At 71.4% G+C, this 17,338-nt stretch carries 14 protein-coding genes; 4 read left to right on the top strand and 10 right to left on the bottom strand.

From position 1 onward, the window contains the following. The first annotated feature begins 94 nt into the window (after nt 1–94). Together ACX80L_RS02395 and ACX80L_RS02390 are read left to right on the top strand one after the other, a co-directional pair. The gene (locus ACX80L_RS02395) at nt 95–1,234 is read left to right on the top strand and encodes an endo-1,4-beta-xylanase (protein ID WP_459287441.1); all 1,140 of its coding nucleotides are present in this window, start codon (nt 95–97) and stop codon (nt 1,232–1,234) included. A 99-nt stretch (nt 1,235–1,333) separates the two neighbouring features. Next, nucleotides 1,334–4,372, top strand: a complete 3,039-nt coding sequence (locus ACX80L_RS02390; protein ID WP_459287439.1) for an endo-1,4-beta-xylanase — start codon at nt 1,334–1,336, stop codon at nt 4,370–4,372. A 214-nt stretch (nt 4,373–4,586) separates the two neighbouring features. Here the strand turns inward: ACX80L_RS02390 and purM are convergent, their stop codons facing one another. The 9 genes from purM to ACX80L_RS02345 form a co-directional block, all read right to left on the bottom strand. Beyond that, entirely contained in the window at nt 4,587–5,699 is a 1,113-nt protein-coding gene (gene purM, locus ACX80L_RS02385; protein WP_459287437.1) for a phosphoribosylformylglycinamidine cyclo-ligase, read from the bottom strand. Then, entirely contained in the window at nt 5,696–7,255 is a 1,560-nt protein-coding gene (gene purF / locus ACX80L_RS02380; protein ID WP_133081212.1) for an amidophosphoribosyltransferase, read from the bottom strand. The genes purM and purF overlap by 4 nt, the downstream gene beginning before the upstream one ends. Nucleotides 7,256–7,344: 89 nt before the next feature. Next, nucleotides 7,345–8,481 carry an EAL domain-containing protein gene (locus ACX80L_RS02375; RefSeq protein WP_459287435.1) on the bottom strand — a complete coding sequence of 379 codons (1,137 nt, stop codon included), beginning with the start codon at nt 8,479–8,481 and terminating at the stop codon, nt 7,345–7,347. Between the two features lie 14 nt (nt 8,482–8,495). Next, complete coding sequence (locus ACX80L_RS02370) at nt 8,496–8,669, bottom strand: DUF1059 domain-containing protein (protein WP_133081210.1); 174 nt, start codon at nt 8,667–8,669, stop codon at nt 8,496–8,498. A gap of 133 nt (nt 8,670–8,802) precedes the next feature. Further along, complete coding sequence (locus ACX80L_RS02365; RefSeq protein WP_459287433.1) at nt 8,803–9,222, bottom strand: hypothetical protein; 420 nt, start codon at nt 9,220–9,222, stop codon at nt 8,803–8,805. A gap of 19 nt (nt 9,223–9,241) precedes the next feature. Then, a complete protein-coding gene (locus tag ACX80L_RS02360; protein WP_459287431.1) occupies nt 9,242–10,714 on the bottom strand; it encodes a DUF2079 domain-containing protein in 1,473 nt (490 codons plus the stop codon). Next, nucleotides 10,711–11,076 carry a sterol carrier family protein gene (locus ACX80L_RS02355; RefSeq protein WP_459287429.1) on the bottom strand — a complete coding sequence of 122 codons (366 nt, stop codon included), beginning with the start codon at nt 11,074–11,076 and terminating at the stop codon, nt 10,711–10,713. The genes ACX80L_RS02360 and ACX80L_RS02355 overlap by 4 nt, the downstream gene beginning before the upstream one ends. Nucleotides 11,077–11,089: 13 nt before the next feature. Further along, a complete protein-coding gene (locus tag ACX80L_RS02350; RefSeq protein WP_459287427.1) occupies nt 11,090–12,094 on the bottom strand; it encodes an asparaginase in 1,005 nt (334 codons plus the stop codon). A 108-nt stretch (nt 12,095–12,202) separates the two neighbouring features. Continuing rightward, entirely contained in the window at nt 12,203–13,864 is a 1,662-nt protein-coding gene (locus tag ACX80L_RS02345; protein WP_459287425.1) for a molybdopterin-dependent oxidoreductase, read from the bottom strand. Nucleotides 13,865–13,965: 101 nt separating this feature from the next. On the opposite strand from ACX80L_RS02345, the gene purD reads away from it, so the two are divergent. Then, nucleotides 13,966–15,258 carry a phosphoribosylamine--glycine ligase gene (gene purD, locus ACX80L_RS02340; RefSeq protein ID WP_208739200.1) on the top strand — a complete coding sequence of 431 codons (1,293 nt, stop codon included), beginning with the start codon at nt 13,966–13,968 and terminating at the stop codon, nt 15,256–15,258. Further along, nucleotides 15,255–16,154: a phosphoribosylaminoimidazolesuccinocarboxamide synthase gene (locus tag ACX80L_RS02335; RefSeq protein WP_459287422.1), complete on the top strand. Its 900-nt coding sequence runs from the start codon at nt 15,255–15,257 to the stop codon at nt 16,152–16,154. Before purD ends, ACX80L_RS02335 begins: the two co-directional genes overlap by 4 nt. Nucleotides 16,155–16,175: 21 nt before the next feature. Here ACX80L_RS02335 and ACX80L_RS02330 read toward each other — a convergent pair whose 3' ends face one another. Beyond that, nucleotides 16,176–17,204: a DMT family transporter gene (locus ACX80L_RS02330; protein WP_459287420.1), complete on the bottom strand. Its 1,029-nt coding sequence runs from the start codon at nt 17,202–17,204 to the stop codon at nt 16,176–16,178. Nucleotides 17,205–17,338: the final 134 nt, after the last annotated feature.

Raw genomic sequence — 17,338 nt, 5'->3', positions numbered from 1 at the left:
CCTAACCTACAGCAACGGCATTTCCGGAAAGTTCCGGAAAAGTTCCGAAGAAAGTTTCGGACAACCGCACCTCAGGTACCTCAAAGGAGAGCTCATGAAGGTCCACCACTCACTCGCTGCCGCAGTCCTCGCTTCGGCAATGATCCTTCCCACCGCCGCACCCGCGCTCGCAGCACAGCACCAGGCCCCCCGTCCGCCCGGGATCGAGAAGCAGGACACCCTCCGCTGGGTCGCCCCGAACGATCTCAAGATCGGCACCGCCGTCGCAGGCGGCGGCCACCACGAGACCCAGCCCTATCCGGCCCCATTCCCCAACGACCGGGAGTACCTGCAGCACCTCGCCGCCGAGTTCAGCTCCGTGTCGCCCGAGAACCAGCTCAAGTGGGAGTTCGTGCACCCCGAGCGCGACACCTACCGCTTCGCCGAGATGGACGCCATCGTCGAGTTCGCGCAGGAGAACAAGCAGGTGGTCCGCGGCCACACCCTGTTCTGGCACAGCCAGAATCCCGCCTGGCTGGAGGAGGGCGATTTCTCCAAGGAGGAGCTGCGCGCCATCCTCAAGGACCACATCCAGACCGTCGTCGGGCGGTACGCCGGCAAGATCCAGCAGTGGGACGTGGCCAACGAGATCTTCAACGACAACGGCACCCTGCGCACCACGGACAACATCTGGATCCGCGAACTCGGCCCGGAGATCATCGCCGACGCGTTCCGCTGGGCCCACGAGGCGGATCCGAAGGCGAAGCTCTTCTTCAACGACTACGGCGTGGAGAGCGTCAACGCGAAGAGCAACGCCTACCTCGAGCTCATCCCGCGGCTGCAGGCCCAGGGCGTCCCCGTGGACGGCTTCGCCATCCAGGGGCACCTGAGCACGCGCTACGGCTTCCCGGGCGATCTCCGGACCAACCTCCAGCGCTTCGACGACCTTGGGCTGGAGACCGCGATCACCGAGATCGACGTCCGGATGGACGTCGCAGCGGGGACCCAGCCCACCGCGGCGCAGCTCGAGAAGCAGGCGAGCTACTACCAGCGGGCACTCGACGCCTGCATCGCCGTGGAGGAGTGCAACTCCTTCACGATCTGGGGCTTCACCGACAAGTACTCCTGGGTGCCGGTGTTCTTCTCCGGTGAGGGGGAGGCGACCGTCATGTGGAACGACTTCACCCGCAAGCCGGCCTACTACGCACTGCAGGAGAGCCTCGAGCAGGCGTCCCCGGGGCGCGGTAACCGCTAGGCAGCACCAGCACGACAACCAGCACGACAACCAGCACGACCACCCCCAGCAGTCGGTGGCCCGCCCCTCCACGGGCGGGCCACACCATCAAGGAGAACCATGAGACAAGGACGTCTGATCGCAGGCGCCACGGCATTCGGCCTGATCACGGGAGCCGGCGTGCTGACGCTGCCGGCCGCCCAGGCGGACGAACCGTCGGTGCTGCTGAACGAGGATTTCGAGGACGGCAGCTTCAGTCCGCTGGCGCAGAACGGCGGGCCCACGCTGTCGGTCGTCGACGCCGACGGCGACAAGGCCCTGCTGGTGAAGGGCCGGGTCAACGACTACGACGGCATCAAGACGCCGGCCGACCTCCTGCAGGCCGGCGGGACCTACACGTTCTCCGCGCAGGTGAAACTCTCGGCGCCGGCAGGAACGACGACGTCGGCGCGCTTCGTCGTGGAACCCGCCTACAGCTGGGTGGGCAACACCACGGTGTCCGCGGATGCCTGGACCACGGTGACCGGCACCTTCAACGCCCCGGCAGGAGCCGACCCGGCGACGCTGCGGGCCTACCTCGGAACGGGAGACCTGGGTGCACCCTACGACTACCTCGTGGACGACGTCGTGATCACCGGGACGGCCGGGCCCGCCGACGGCGGAGCCTGGCAACCCACCCCCGACGCGTCCTTCGTGCCGGGAGGCGCAGCGAACCCCACGAGCACCCCCCTCGCCGCGGCGCGGGGCACCGGGAACACCGTCGCCCTGACGTTCGACGACGGGCCGAACCCGGGTGAGACCGCAGCGATCCTCGACTTCCTGCGGGACAAGGGCATCACCGCGACGTTCTGCATCATCGGGCAGAACGTCCAGGCTCCCGGTGGCGACGACCTGCTGCGGCAGATCGTCGCCGACGGCCACACGCTCTGCAACCACGGCACGTCCTACGCGGACATGAGCTCCTGGTCGCAGACCCAGGTCGAGACCGACCTGAAGGAGAACCTGCGCATCATCCGGGCCGCCGTCGGTGATCCGTCCCTGCAGGTGCCCTACTTCCGTGCACCGAACGGCAGCTGGGGTGCCACCGGGGAAGTGGCCGCGGCGCTCGGCATGCAGCCGCTCGGCCTCGGCAACGTCATCTTCGACTGGGACGGCAACGACCTCAGCGAGGCGACCCTGACCGCCAACCTCCGCGCGGCCTTCACCCCCGGCGCCGTGGTCCTCGCCCACGACGGCGGCGGCGACCGCTCCAACACGGTCCGGGCCGTCACGACGGTGGTGAGCGAGAAGCTCGCCGAGGGATGGACCTTCACCCTGCCGCAGGGCGGCGCGGGAGCGGCACCCGTCGAGGTCACCTCCGGCTTCGAGACCGGCACCGACGGCTGGACGGCCCGGGGCGACGGCGTCTCCGTCGCCACGAGCAGCGATGCCCGCACCGGCACCGGCAGCCTGCTCGTCACGAACCGCACCCAGCCCTGGCACGGTGCCGCGCTCGACGTCACGGCGGGCCTGCCCGTCGGGACCGCCGTGCAGGTATCGGTGTGGGCGACGCTCGCTCCCGGCGAGGCCCCGGCCTCGCTCAAGGTGTCCGTGCAGCGTGACAACGGCGGCGGAAGCGCGTACGACGGCGTCGCCGGCGCCAGTGCCTCCGTGACGGCCGACGGCTGGGTCCAGCTCAAGGGCACCTACACGCTCGGTGCGGCCGCGGACAAGGCCCAGGTGTACGTCGAGGGACCGGTGGGGACGGACTTCCTGCTGGATGACTTCAGCCTCGCCCCGATCGTCGAGAAGCCCATCCAGTCGGACGTCCCCGGACTGAAGGACGTGCTCGGCGCGGACGGCATCGAGCACGTCGGTGTCGCCATCGATGCCCGGGAGACCGTGGGAACGGCCGCCGACCTCGTGCGGAAGCACTTCAACGCCTTCACACCGGAGAACGCGGGCAAGCCGGAGAGCGTCCAGCCGGTCGAGGGCCAGTTCGCCTTCACGCAGCTGGACCAGTTGCTGGACTTCGCGGATGCCAACAATGTGCAGGTCTACGGACACGTCCTCGCCTGGCACTCGCAGACCCCGGCGTGGTTCTTCAAGGACGGCACTCGCGACCTCACCGACAGCCCCGCCGACCAGGCGTTGCTCAAGGCCCGCATGGAAGCGCACATCAAGGGCATCGCCGACCACATCGACGCCCGCTACCCCGAGGGGGACAGCCCCATCTGGGCCTGGGACGTGGTCAACGAGGTCATCGCGGACGGCGACACGGGGAACCCGCACGACATGCGCGACAGCCGCTGGTTCCAGGTCCTCGGCGAGGGCTTCGTGGACGAGGCCTTCCGCCTGGCGGACCGCTACTTCCCCGAGGCGGCCCTGTTCATCAACGACTACAACACGGAGATGCCGGAGAAGCGGGCCGACTACCTCGACCTGATCCGTGCGCTGAAGGCCCGGGCCGTGCCGATCGACGGCGTGGGCCACCAGGCCCACGTGGACGTCGCCCGGCCCGTGCAGTGGCTCGAGGACTCCATCGAGGCCGTCGAGGCGCTGGACCCCGCGCTCCTGCAGGCCATCACGGAACTCGACGTCAACGCCTCCACGGAGAACCAGGGCGCCGATGTCAGTGGCGCTCCGGCGGATCCGTACAGCCCGGCGTTCGAGGACGACGCGGACGCCGCAGCGGAGGTCGGCTACTACTACCGCGACCTCTTCGCGATGCTGCGCGAGCACAACGCGTCCGTGGACTCAGTGACCTTCTGGGGGATCAGCAATGCCCGCACCTGGCTGCGGACCTGGCCCATGGCCCGACCCTGGGAGCAGCCGCTGCCCTTCGACGACGAGCTGCAGGTCACGCCGGCCTACTGGGGCATCGTGGATCCGTCCAGGCTGCCCGCCCGGCCCGCCGATGTGCTGCCGCCGCGGATCGCCGACCAGTCGGACATCACCGCCGTCTCCAACGGGGCCAGCGGCGCCAAGGTCAGCTACGTCTCGCCGTCGGCCATCGACACGCTCGACGGCGTCGTGCCGATCACGTGCCTCCCCGCACCGGGCGGCCGGTTCCCCGTCGGTACCACGACGGTCACGTGCACGGCGACGGACGAGGCCGGCAACACCCGGATCAGCTCGTTCGACGTCGTCGTGACCCGCAAGCAGGCGGGCAAGCACTGACCGGCCTGCACCGACCACGACGAAGCCCCTGTCCTCTCCGGAGGGCAGGGGCTTCGTCGTGGAGTCCGATGCTGGGCGTGCTCGGCGGGGTGGCTCGCTCCTCCCGTTCGCCGTCGTCCGGTGGGCATGTTCGAACATGCCCACTGTCCGGGCTCGATCAGGAGGAGGATCCGGACCTGCCGTGCTCCGGCAGCGGTGCTGTGGACGTTCCGGGTCAGGCGTAGGCGCCGAGCAGCCGCACCGAGCCGCCGTCCACGCCCTTGGCGCCCTGGACGTAGTCCGGCCCGTCGGTGCTCCCGTTCCCGGCCACCTGCACGCTGCCCATGATCCAGGAGGGGACACCTGCCGCGGTGAGCTGGGCGAGGGCGGCGTCCGCGCCCTCGGCCCCGACGATCGCGACCATCCCGACCCCGAGGTTGAGGGTGCGCTCGAGATCCGGCAGCGGGACGGAACCGAGCTGCGCGACGAGCGTGAAGACCGGGGGCAGTTCCCACGTGGAGCGGTCCACCGTTGCTTCCAGCCCGCGGGGCAGCACGCGGGCGAGGTTCGCCGCGAGCCCGCCGCCGGTGACATGACTGAAGCCGTGGACCTGCGCGCCGTCGTTCCGGGCCAGCGCCAGGCAGTCGGCCGCGTAGATCCGGGTGGGCTCGAGCAGCTCCTCGCCGAGCGTCCGCCCGAGCTCGGAGACCTGGCGGTCCAGCGCCCAGCCGGCCTGGTTGATGACGCGCCGCACCAGCGAGTACCCGTTCGAGTGCAGGCCCGAGGACGCCATGCCGATCACGACGTCGCCCTCGCGGACGCGCTCGGGACCGAGGACCCGATCGGCCTCGACCACGCCGGTCGCGGCGCCCGCCACGTCGTACTCGTGCTCACCGAGCAGGCCTGGGTGTTCGGCGGTCTCGCCGCCCACGAGGGCCGTGCCGGCGGCCGAGCAGCCGGCCGCGATGCCGCGCACGATGTCCGCGATGCGCTCGGGGACCACCTTCCCGCACGCGATGTAGTCGGTCATGAAGAGCGGCTCCGCGCCGACCACCACGATGTCGTCGACCACCATGCCCACCAGGTCGAACCCGATGGTGTCGTGGATGTCCATGGCCTGCGCGATGGCCACCTTGGTGCCCACGCCGTCGGTGGACGTCGCGAGCAGCGGCCGCGTGTAGGTGAGGAGGCGGGACACGTCGAAGAGCCCGGCGAAACCGCCCACCCCGCCGAGAACCTGCTCGCCGTGCGTCGCCCGCACGGCGTCCTTCATGAGCTCGACGGCGCGGTCACCCGCTTCGACGTCCACTCCTGCGCTGGCGTACGTGATGGGGTTGGACGCGCTCATACCCGCTCTTTCTTGTCTTCGTCGGTCAGTACGGCTTCGAACTCTGCGTCCGGTCCGGGATCGCATCCCGTGGCCCCGGACTTGTCGGCGGGGTTGGTGCGCTCGAGCAGGTTCTTGCCCAGGCGGTCGTCGTCGGGCAGTTCGATCGGGTACGTGCCGGTGAAGCATGCCGTGCAGAGGCGCTCACGGGGCTGCTGCGTCGCGTCGATCATGCCGTCCTCGGAGATGTACGCGAGGCTGTCCGCGCCGATGGACTTGCTGATCTCGTCGATCGCGGCGCCGTTGGCGATGAGCTCCGCTCGGGAGGCGAAGTCGATCCCGTAGAAGCAGGGCCAGCGCACGGGCGGCGAGGAGATCTTCACGTGGACCTCGGCCGCGCCCGCCTCGCGCAGCATGCGGACGACGGCGCGCTGGGTGTTGCCGCGCACGATCGAGTCGTCGACGACGATGATGCGCTTGCCCCGGATGACCGACTCGAGGGCGTTGAGCTTGAGCCGGATGCCGAGCTGGCGCAGGGTCTGGCTGGGCTGGATGAACGTGCGGCCCACGTAGGCGTTCTTCACGAAGCCGTGGGCGAAGGGGATGCCGGACTCCTCCGCGAAGCCCACGGCGGCCGGGGTGCCGGACTCGGGGACCGGGATGACGATGTCCGCGGCGGCGGAGTTCTCGCGGGCGAGCTGCCGGCCCATCTCCACGCGGGACTCGTACACGGAGCGGCCGGCGATCGCGGCGTCGGGCCGCGCGAGGTAGACGTATTCGAACACGCAGCCCGCGGCGGTCGGGGCGGCGAAGCGGCTGCTGCGCACCCCGTCCTCGTCGATGGCGATGAACTCGCCGGGCTCGATCTCGCGGATGTAGCTCGCGCCGACGGTCGCGAGGGCCGCCTGCTCCGAGGCGACCACCCAGCCGCGCTCGAGGCGGCCGAGGACGAGGGGACGGACACCGTAGGCGTCGCGCGCCGCGTACAGGGTTCCTTCGTCCATGAAGACGAAGCAGAATGCGCCGCGGATGCTCGGCAGCAGGTCCATGGCCGTCTGCTCCAGCGAGCGGCCGTCGTTCCCGGCGAGCAGCGCGGTCACGAGGGCGGTGTCGGTGGTGTTGCCCTGCGCGAGTTCGCCGGCGCGGGGCTTGCCGTGGCGGTCGAGGACCATCTGGTACAGCTCGGCGGAGTTCGTGAGGTTGCCGTTGTGCGCGAGGGCGACCGTGCCGGCAGCGGTGGCGCCGAGCGTGGGCTGCGCGTTGGCCCAGTGGGATGACCCGGTGGTGGAGTAGCGGCAGTGCCCGACGGCGATGTGGCCGGTCAGGGTGTTGAGCGTCGCCTCGTCGAAGACCTGGGACACGAGGCCCATGTCCTTGTAGACGTTGATCCGCTGGCCGTCGCTCGTCGCGATACCGGCGGATTCCTGGCCCCGGTGCTGCAGCGCGTACAGCCCGTAGTAGGTGAGCTTGGCTACTTCCTCACCGGGCGCCCAGACCCCGAAGACGCCGCAGGCGTCCTGGGGTCCTTTTTCGCCGGGGAGAAGATCGTGGGAGAGTTGTCCGTCGCCGCGCACCATGCGCCCATTCTCTCACGGCAGGCAATGGCGGCCGCGCGATGGGCGGCGTCGGGCCGCTGGCCCGGGACGCGCGGCCGCGACGACGCCCGTCACACGGCCGGGACGTGCGGCGTACCCGCGATCCTTCCGATCAGCCGCTCCATCCGTGCGAGGCCCACGAAGCGGCCCGCGTTGTCCGTGACGAGGAGGGGAGCGAAGCGGGCACCGCTGTCCCGGGTGATGGCGCGGGACAGCGCCTCGCCGATGGGGGTGTCCACGTTGACGACCAGCCCGGCCGTGACGACACCGAGCCGCGCCGCCTCCTCGGGCAGGACGGCGACGGGCCGGCGGCCGTCGAGGAGCACGACGTCGGCGAGGAACGGGTTCGCTGCGAACAGTGCTGCGGCCTGCGCCGGGGACGGGGCCGTGGCGGCGGGCTCGACGACGCCGCGCACGGTCTGCGACGACGTCGAGCGCGGGGAGGCGGACAGCCGCAGCGCCAGATCGACGTCGAGGGTGGACCACGGGGGTGCCGGACGGCCCAGCAGGTACCCCTGGACGAGGGGTACCCCGAGGGCGGCCAGGGCGTCGAGTTCCTCGACCCTTTCGATGCCCTCCGCGAGGAGCCACGCATCGACCCTTCCCGCGAAGAGCCCGAGCATCTCGATCAGGGCGCGCTTGGCCTCGTCCGTGTCGATCCCGCGGACCAGTTCCCGGTCCACCTTGATCATGGCGGGTCGGAGCGCGAGGAGGTGCTGCAGGCCCGCGTACCCCGACCCGGCGTCGTCGACCGCGATCAGGGCGCCCGCGGACCGCAGCGCGTCCAGATGGGGTTCCAGCTGCAGGTACGAGTCGATGGGAGTCTGTTCCGTGAGCTCAACGATCACGCCGCCCAGGTTGCCCTGCTCCGCCCAGACGTCCCGGACCACGGGGGAGGGCAGCAGGTGGGGCGACACGTTGACGGTGAGGAAGCAGTTGCCCGGCAGGCCCGCGCGGTGCGCGAAGGCGCTGCGCAGGGCTGCCGCCTCGAGTTCGGCGTCCCGGCCCTCCCGGCGTGCCCGGGCGAACCATGCCTCGGGGTTCTTCTCCTCGTACCCGGGAAAACGCACGAGGGCTTCGTAGCCGACCACCGAGCCGCGGACGGTGTCGATGATGGGCTGGTACGCCGAGGAGATGCCCTCGCCGCGGCATGCGGCGTCCAGCTCGGTGGCCTCGCGGGAAGCCTGGTCCTGCCCGAGGGCGTGCATCGGGGCCGGCGGCGTCAGGCGGCGACGATGCGGGTGCGCACGGCCCCGACGAGCTCGGGTGCGAGATCCGTCAGTCCGTGGACGGCGGCGGCGTGCTCGCCGACGCGGGCGAGGATCTCATCCTCGGAACTGCAGACCCAGCGGGCTTCACACCCCGGTACGACATCTCCACATGCGAATGCCTTCATGAAAAACTCCCTCTTCCGCGGCCCGCGGACCAGCCTGATCGATTGCCCCCACCCCTACTGTCGTCAGGTCGGGAGGCACCGTTAGCCGAACCGCCGCATCCGATCAGGAGCGGTGGGGGCGCCGTCGGGAGGCCTAGGCGGAATCGTCGTCGTACGTGCGCTCGGCGCGGGCGCGCTCGGCGCGCCGGACGCTGCGACGGTCGACGACGAGCACCACCAGGGCCGCGAGGAGCAGTCCCGGCAGGGCGAACGCCACGGTGAAGAAGCCGAGGACGGACTCGCGCGTGAGGGTGGGATCGGCGGGCCCGGTGTAGGCGACCACGAGTGCCGCGAGGAAGCCGAGGATCGCCCCGATGGCCATGAAGGGGATGAATTTCGGGGCTCTCCGGACGGTCACCTCCCGGACGGCCGGGGCATCGGGTGCGGGGACAGCCGTGACGGGCTCCTGCGTGCCCTCCCGGTCGGCGGGCGCCGGCTGCCCGTCCGCAGGCACCGCGCCGCGCGTATCGGGCTGCTCGGGGGTGCTGTTCGGCGGGGGCTGCTCGGCGGTCATGGTTTAAGGCTACCGGGCATCAGCGTCCCAGCTCGACGAGCTGGTAGCCCGCCTCGTCGAACACCAGGGTGTAGTCGGTCCCGGGGAAGCGCTGCTCCGCATGGGCCTCCGCGTCGCTCGGCCGGACAGGGCCCCAGCTCCAGTCCTCCGCGTCGACGACGAGGTAGTCCGGCGCCGGATTGGGGTTGCCGAGCCAGTACACCCGGGTCTCGGGGACGAGGTAGGCCATCAGCACCACCCCGCTCTCCACGCTGGACCCAGCGGGGATGAGGTCCATCATGCGGTGGGCCGCGTCCCAGCGGTCCGACGGTCGGTAGGTCTCCGGTTCTGCGAGGGCGGCGAACTTCTGGCCCGGCAGCAGGACCAGGCAGGCCAGCACCGCGGCGGGGACGCCGACCAGGGCGGTGGTGCGCACCCAGGTGCGGCGGTGCCTCCGCAGGGTCCGCACGCCGTCCACCAGTGCGAGGAAGAGCACGGGCATCAGGACCGCGCTGTAGTGCCACTCCGGCCCCCAGTACCCCTCCTGGCCGGAGGCGAACCGCCACAGGATCGTCGGCAGCAGGACGAGGCTGAGCGAGGAACGGAGGAACAGGACACCACCGGCGAGCAGGAGCAGCAGCAGCGTCTCGTGTTTCGCGGTCCCGGAGACGAGGTCGACGACGGCGCCGGCGGGGTCCGCGATCATGCCACCCACGTCGATGCGGTCCGAGTAGTCGTACTGGCCGGAGGTGTTGAGTGCCGGGAGGATCACGCGTACCGAGACGATGAGCCACACGGCCCCCCACAGGGAGAGCCACAGTCCGGCGATGGTGCGGAGGCGCCATGCGAGGACCAGTCCCAGGGCGATGACGGTGAGCCCCAGATCCTCCTTGACGAAGACGAGGAGCCCGCCCCACACCACGGCGGGCAGCACGCGGCGCAGCAGCACCGCCTCGAGGCTGAGCGCGAGGAGGGGGACGGCGAACGCTATCTCGTGGAACTGCGCCGCCACCGCGGACTGCAGGCCCCAGGACAGGGCGTAGGCGATCCCCACCCCGATCCCCGCGGCGCGCCCGAGCAGCGTCATCCCCGTCCGCGCCACCACCGCCACGGACAGGCCGAACAGCAGGCCCTGCACGACCAGGAGGGTGAGGCCCGACGGCGCGAGGGCGTAGGCCGGTCCGAGCAGTACGAGCAGCGGATGGAAATGGTCGCCCAGCAGGTTGAAGTCCTCGCCCTTGATCGGGACGATCGGGGCGCCGGGCGCTGCGTAGGCCTTCGCGAGCTGCGTGAAGATCCCGAGGTCCCAGGACGGTGAGTCCAGCCGGTACCACTGCGTGACGGAGAAGAGGGTGTAGAGGAGGGTGGCCGCGAGGCCGGTCGCCCACGCCCCGGCGGGCCGGCTCCGGAGTGCCGCGACGAGGTTCTTGCGCCGGGCACCCGGGCGGTCCCCGGCACGGGGAGGCACGTCCCTCGCGGTGGACGCCGTCGTGTCCGTGCCGTCCATGCTCATGTGCGGCGTCCGAAGAGGGGGAGCCAGGCACCGAGGTCGGCGCGCTGGCCCGACGCCGCGACCTTGCCCGCGGCGAGGGCCTCGGGCCAGGTCGTCGTTCCCGTGACGAGGGCGAGCCAAGTGGCGGCGTCCGTCTCGACGACGTTGGGCGGGGTGCCGCGGGTGTGGCGCGGCCCTTCGACGCACTGCGTGACGCCGAAGGGCGGCACACGGACCTCGACGCTGTTGCCGGGCGCCAGTCCGGCGAGCTCCTCCAGCGTGAACCGGACGGCGGTCGCGAGTTCGGGTCGGCCGGCCGAGCCCTCGGCCACGCGTATGAGGGCCCGGTGGCCGTCCTCTGCGGAGATGCGTCGTCGCGCCATGGTCGGGCGGGCCCTAGTCGAGCAGGGCCAGGACCGGGGCGGCGAGCCGCATGCTGCCGACCGGACGTCCGCCGCCGAGGACCGGTGGGACGACCTTCTCGAGGACCGCGCCGACCTTCTCGGCGTCGATCGCCCCCGATGCGGCGAACAGCGTCAGGCCGACGAGGGTCGCCGCACGGGCATTGCCGTCGAGGACCTTCAGGGCCAGGGATGCACCGTTCCGCGCGCCGAGGACGAGGACACCCTCGGCCCCGCTCTTGGCGAGGACGCCGAGGTCCTCCATGACCACCGAGTTCTCCATGCCGTTGCCGTGCACGGCCCACGGGTAGTCGAGCATCGCCGTGGCGATCGTCGCCGCACGCGCGTCGGCGTGCTTGTCCGACGGCGCCTTCGCGATCCTGCCGATGCCGCGGGCGAGCCCCTTCAGCGACACCGCGGCGACGGGGGCGCCGCAGCCGTCGATGCCCCATGCCGCCACGGACTCCTCAGTGTACTCCTCGATGACCGACGCCACGGAGCGCTGGAGCGGGTGCGTGGGCTCGAGGTAGGTGGCCGTGTCCCAGCCGTTCTCGGTGCAGGCCCACAGGAAGGCGGCGTGCTTCCCCGAGCAGTTGAAGGCGATGCGCTGCTTGCCCTTGCCGCTGCGCACGAGGTCGTTGCGGGCCTCCTCGTCCTGCGGCCAGTCCTCGGGGCACTGGAGGTCGTCCTCGGTGACGCCCGCGGCGTCGAGCATGGTGCGCACCACGTCCATGTGCTCGTTGCTCGCGACGTGGCTCGCGGCGGCGAGGGCCACCTGGGGGCCGCGCAGCGGTACGCCCGCCTTCATGCTGGCGAGCGCCTGGAACGGCTTGAGCGTCGAGCGGGGGAAGACCGGGCTGTCGATGTCGCCGAGTCCGGTGACCACGGAACCGTCCGCCGCGAGGACGACGGCTGCACCGACGTGGCGGGATTCGATGAAGCCGTTGCGTTCGAGGACGGCGAAGTCGACGGCGTCAGCCGTGGTGAAGGTGGAGGGCATGGTCCCAGTATTCCCCATCAGGGGCCGTCGTCCCGGTACGACTGCGCCCACCGCAGGGGACGGTCATCCGGTGGGTGCGGGCCCCGGAGCCTTCCGTGCATCGGAGGCCTACTTGACCGTGAACTGCACCGACTGCCAGCCCGAGGCGCCGTTCGGCACGGTGTCCGCGCGCTGGTCGGTCTGGAGGCCGTCGGCGGCGTCGGTGGCCCGAGCCCGTACGGTGTGGAGTCCGGGCTCGAGATCAACGCCGTACGACCATTGCCGCCACGTGTCCACGGATGCCTCGGCCGCGAGATCCACGGCTTCCCAGTCGCCGCCGTCCACGGAGACCTCCACCGCGGTGATCCCCCGCTGCTGCGACCAGGCCACACCGCCGATCATGACCGTGCCGGCATCCACCGATGCGAAGGACTGCGGCACCTCCACGCGGGCCATCGTCTTGATGGGGCCTTCCTCGGACCAGCCGCGGTCCGTCCAGTAGGCGGTCCTGTCGGCGAAGCGGGTGACCTCCAGGTCCACCACCCACTTGGTGGCGGACACGTAGCCGTAGAGCCCGGGGACCACCATGCGGACGGGGAATCCGTGCTCCACCGGCAGCGGCTCACCGTTCATGGCGACGGCGAGGATGGCGTCGCGGTCGTCCTGCAGGACGGGCAGGGGGGTGGAGGCACTGAAGCCGTCCGAACTGGTGGACAGGACCATGTCGGCGCCGTCGAGCGGCCTGGCACGCGCCAGTACCTCCCGCAGGGGGTAGCCCAGCCACTTCGCGGTGCCGGCGAGGTAGCCGCCCACGGGATTGGACACGCAGGTCAGGGTGATGTGGCGTTCGATCAGGTCCGCGTCGAGGAGATCCTGGAAGGACAGCTCGAACTCCTCCTCGACCATGCCGTGCACGCGGAGCACCCAGTCGTCCGTGGTGAGCTGCGGGACGCTGAGCGCGGTGTCGATGCGGTAGAAGTCTCCGTTCGGGGTGACGAACGGTGTCACGCCCGGGACGGGGGACTGCACGCCGGCGGGGAGGACCGGCGCGGGGCTGGCGGGCGCCGGGAACTGCAGGCTGTCGCGGAGGGCGGCGATGTTGTTGCGCGCTCCGGACAGCAGCCGCCCACCGCCGGCGGCGGCCGCAGCGATCACGGCGGTGGCCCCGGCGGCGGCGAAGAAGCCGCGGCGGGAGGTGGTACCGCCGGGCTTCGCGGCCGTGGCTGCCGACCGGCCGCCGGACGGGTGGACGACGCCGTCCGTCGTGTCGATGGGGGAGCCGGTTCCCGTGATCCCCGCAGGAGCGGGTGTCCCGGAATCGGCGGCGGGGACGACGGCGGCGTGGCGGAGACGGGCGATGAGCAGGCGCAGGGCGAGCAGCCCCGCGACGGTGCCGACCACCGAGGGGACGGCGTCGGGAAGGGAGGCGCCGGCACGTGTGAGGACGCACGCCACGATGATCGCGCCCATGAGGATCACCCCGGCGGCACCGAGTGCCCAGCGCCGGTAGGCGACCACGCCGAGGACGGCTGCCAGGATCGCGATGGTGACAGCCATGCCAACGAGCAGCGCCAGCTTGTCATGGGTGCCGAAGGTGGCGATCGCGAAGTCCTTCAGCCACGGCGGGGTGAAGTCGATGAAGGTGGAGCCCATCGCGATGACGGGGGTGGCACTGGCCCGGAAGAAGGCGCCGGCGAGTTCGGCGGCACCGAGCACCACGCCGGCGGCGATGATCCCGGCGAGGGCGGCGAGGAGGGCGATGCCGCGGCGGGGCACGGTCGAGTTGCTCATGCGAAGTATTCGGAGAAGGCCGCGAAGGGTATGGGTAGGGCCCCGCGTAACAGGGCCCGCACGCTGGGAGGGCGCGGGCCCCTCCAGTACGCTGTCCTACTGTGAAGGTACTTGTGCTGGGCCCCGGAGGCCGCGAACATGCCATCGTCCGGGCCTTGCTGGCCGACCCGTTCGTCGGCGAGGTGCATGCGGCCCCCGGCAATGCCGGTATCGCGGCGGACGTGCCGACCCACGACATCGACGCGAACGATCCCGCCGTCGTGACGGACCTGGCCCGACGGCTCGGTTCGGACCTCGTGGTGATCGGCCCCGAGGCCCCGCTCGCCGCCGGCGTCGCCGACGCCCTGCTCGACGCCGGGATCCCCGTTTTCGGGCCCACGAAGGCTGCTGCCCAGCTCGAGGCGTCCAAGGCGTTCGCCAAGCAGGTCATGGCGTCCGCAGGGGTTCCGACGGCGATGGCACGGGTCGCCGCCACGGACGAGGAGGCGAACGAGGCGCTCTGCACCTTCGGGGCTCCCTATGTGGTGAAGGACGACGGACTCGCCGCGGGCAAGGGCGTCGTCGTCACGGACGACCTCGACGAGGCCCGCGCCCACGCCTCGGCGTGCTTCCGGGCCGGCGGCACCGTGGTCGTCGAGGAGTACCTCGACGGGCCCGAGGTCTCCCTGTTCGTCCTGTCCGACGGGCGCACCGTGGTCCCGCTCGCACCGGCGCAGGACTTCAAGCGCATCGCCGACGGCGACCGGGGTCCGAACACCGGTGGCATGGGCGCCTACTCGCCGCTCGAATGGGTTCCCGCCGGCCTCGTGGACGAGGTCGTGTCCCGCGTGGCGCAACCCGTGATCGACGAGATGGCACACCGCGGCACGCCCTTCGCGGGCGTCCTCTACGTCGGCCTCGCCCTCACCTCGCGCGGCATGCGCGTCATCGAGTTCAACGCACGGTTCGGCGACCCCGAGACGCAGGCGGTGCTCGCCCGGCTGTCCACACCGCTCGGGGGGGTGCTGCTCGCTGCCGCGAAGGGAACCCTCGACCAGGTGGACCAGCTCAAGTGGTCGCCCAGGACCGCCGTCGCGGTCGTGCTCGCGTCCGAAAACTACCCCGATGCTCCCGCGACCGGTCGCCGTGTCCGCGGCCTCAGGAAGGCCGCGAAGGTCGACGGAGCGCACGTGCTGCATGCCGGCACGGCGCTCCGCGACGGCAAGGTGGTCAGCGCCGGCGGCCGCGTGCTCGCCGTCGTCGGGCTCGGGGATTCGCTGGCGGACGCGCGGACCACCGCCTACGACAGCCTCTCGCTGATCGAACTCGAGGGCGGCCAGTTCCGCACGGACATCGCGCTCAGGGCCTCCCGCTCCGAAGTCACCGTCACGGGACCCGCGGCGGCACCGGCATGAGCACCTTCGCCCCGGCACACGTCGAGCTCCCGGGCTGGCGGCACGTCTACTCCGGCAAGGTCCGGGACCTCTACGAACCGGAGGACGGACGCGACGACGTGGTCCTCGTGGTCGCGAGCGACCGCATCAGCGCCTACGACCACGTCCTGTCCTCCGAGATCCCGGACAAGGGACGCGTCCTGACGCAGCTCAGCCTGTGGTGGTTCGAACGCCTCGCCGGGATCCCCAACCACGTGCTCGCCTCCGACGTGGCAGGCGGCGTCCCCGCGGCCGTCGAGGGGCGTGCCATGATCTGCCGGAAACTCGCCATGTACCCGATCGAGTGCATCGCACGCGGCTACCTGACCGGGAGCGGACTGCTCGAGTACCGGGAGTCACGGACCGTCTGCTCCCTGCCGCTGCCCGCCGGGCTCGTGGACGGATCACGCCTCGAACCGGCGCTCTTCACGCCGTCCGCCAAGGCCGAGGTGGGCGAGCACGACGAGAACATCACCTACGACGCCGTGGTCATGACCGTGGGCGACGACGCCGCCGCGGAACTGCGGTCGCTCACGCTCGACATCTACACCCGCGCGGAGGCGATCGCCCGGGAGCGCGGGATCATCCTCGCGGACACCAAGGTGGAGTTCGGCCTCGATCCGGCGACGGGCCGCATCACGCTGGGCGACGAGGTGCTGACGCCCGACTCCTCGCGGTTCTGGGACGCCGCCCTCTACGCGCCGGGGCAGACGCAGCCGTCCTTCGACAAGCAGTTCGTGCGCGACTGGCTGACCTCGGACGCCTCGGGCTGGGACAGGCGGTCCACACCACCGGCCCTGCCCGACGACGTCGTCGAGCGCACGCGCACCCGGTACATCGAGGCCTACGAACGCCTGACCGGCCGCACCTTCGCCTGACGCGTCCGCTCCGCCCGGGGCTCAGCGCCGCGCCGGACGGCTCCCCGTCGGCGCCTCGCGCGCAGGGGCGGGACCGACCGGCGTCGTCGGCGACCGCGTGTCCCCGGGCACCGGGGACGGATCGGGCGGCGTCGTCGCCGACCGCGTGTCCCCGGGTGCCGTCGCATTCGTCGGGGCCACGGCGAGGACGAGCAGCGCTGCGCCGATGATGCCCAGGCCCGTCCAGCCCAGGGCCGGGAGGCGTTCCCCGACGACGACCACGGCGAGGATCGCGGCGACCGCGGGTTCCGTGAGGGTGACCGTGGTCGCGGTGCTCGCCGAGACCCGTGCGAGGCCGAAGCCGAACAGCAGGTAGCCGAGGAACATGGGCACGAGCGCCATGTAGGCGGCGACCAGGAACGCTTCGCGGGTGGCGACGAGCGGGGCTCCCGTGATGAGGAGGACCGGCATCAGGAGCAGACCGCCGCCGCCGAACACCGAACCCATCGAGGCTGCCCGGCTGATCCGCCGGGCCATGAGGCGGTGGACGGCCCACGAGTACGTGGCATAGGTGGCCCCTGCCACCAGGCCGAGGCCCGTGCCGAGGATGGTCGATGAAGCGTCGGCGGCGGGGCCCTGCACCTTCGACAGACACAGCAGGACGCTGCCCAGCACGCCGAGACCGGCGGCGAGCATCCACCACCTGCTCAAAGGGTGGCGGTCGATGAGCCGTTCGAGGACTCCCGAGGCCAGGGGCGCCGAGGCGAGGGACACCACGGAGCCGACCGCGACGCCGGCATGGTGCATGGAGCTGTAGAACGCGAGGGGATAGATCCCGACGGCGACAGCGCCGAGGAGGACGGCGGGGAGGTTCGCCCGCAGCGCGGCGCGGGCCGCCGCCAGCGCCGGGACGGCGATCAGGGCCTGCAGCAGTCCGCCGATGCCCAGTGCCGCTGCGCCGATCGCCAACGGGCCGGCCGAGGGGGCGAAGGTCGCTGCGGTTCCCGTGGTCCCCCACAGCAGGGAGGTGGCGGTGATCGCACCGAGGCCGACGATCCGGTCCCGGTTCACAGGGCGTCCGCCTCCTGGACGGTGCTACCGGCCGGCGATGCCGCGGCCGCGTACTCCGGGTGTGCCTCGTGCACGCCACTTCCCTTCGAACGGCGGTGCGACGTGCACCGCGGTGACGGGCTCCGGCGGCTCCG

Source organism: Arthrobacter sp. MDT1-48-3, assembly GCF_054511015.1.
This window is presented reverse-complemented; position numbering and strand designations above follow the sequence as displayed.

Coding starts and splice junctions, on each gene's coding strand:
- purF (WP_133081212.1), bottom strand. CDS start 7,255: ATGGTGCGCGGCGACGGACAACTCTCCCACGATCTTCTCCCCGGCGAA.
- ACX80L_RS02365 (WP_459287433.1), bottom strand. CDS start 9,222: ATGACCGCCGAGCAGCCCCCGCCGAACAGCACCCCCGAGCAGCCCGAT.
- ACX80L_RS02390 (WP_459287439.1), top strand. CDS start 1,334: ATGAGACAAGGACGTCTGATCGCAGGCGCCACGGCATTCGGCCTGATC.
- purM (WP_459287437.1), bottom strand. CDS start 5,699: ATGAGCGCGTCCAACCCCATCACGTACGCCAGCGCAGGAGTGGACGTC.
- ACX80L_RS02350 (WP_459287427.1), bottom strand. CDS start 12,094: ATGCCCTCCACCTTCACCACGGCTGACGCCGTCGACTTCGCCGTCCTC.
- ACX80L_RS02395 (WP_459287441.1), top strand. CDS start 95: ATGAAGGTCCACCACTCACTCGCTGCCGCAGTCCTCGCTTCGGCAATG.
- ACX80L_RS02375 (WP_459287435.1), bottom strand. CDS start 8,481: ATGCACGCCCTCGGGCAGGACCAGGCTTCCCGCGAGGCCACCGAGCTG.
- ACX80L_RS02355 (WP_459287429.1), bottom strand. CDS start 11,076: ATGGCGCGACGACGCATCTCCGCAGAGGACGGCCACCGGGCCCTCATA.
- ACX80L_RS02335 (WP_459287422.1), top strand. CDS start 15,255: ATGAGCACCTTCGCCCCGGCACACGTCGAGCTCCCGGGCTGGCGGCAC.
- ACX80L_RS02345 (WP_459287425.1), bottom strand. CDS start 13,864: ATGAGCAACTCGACCGTGCCCCGCCGCGGCATCGCCCTCCTCGCCGCC.
- ACX80L_RS02370 (WP_133081210.1), bottom strand. CDS start 8,669: ATGAAGGCATTCGCATGTGGAGATGTCGTACCGGGGTGTGAAGCCCGC.
- ACX80L_RS02360 (WP_459287431.1), bottom strand. CDS start 10,714: ATGAGCATGGACGGCACGGACACGACGGCGTCCACCGCGAGGGACGTG.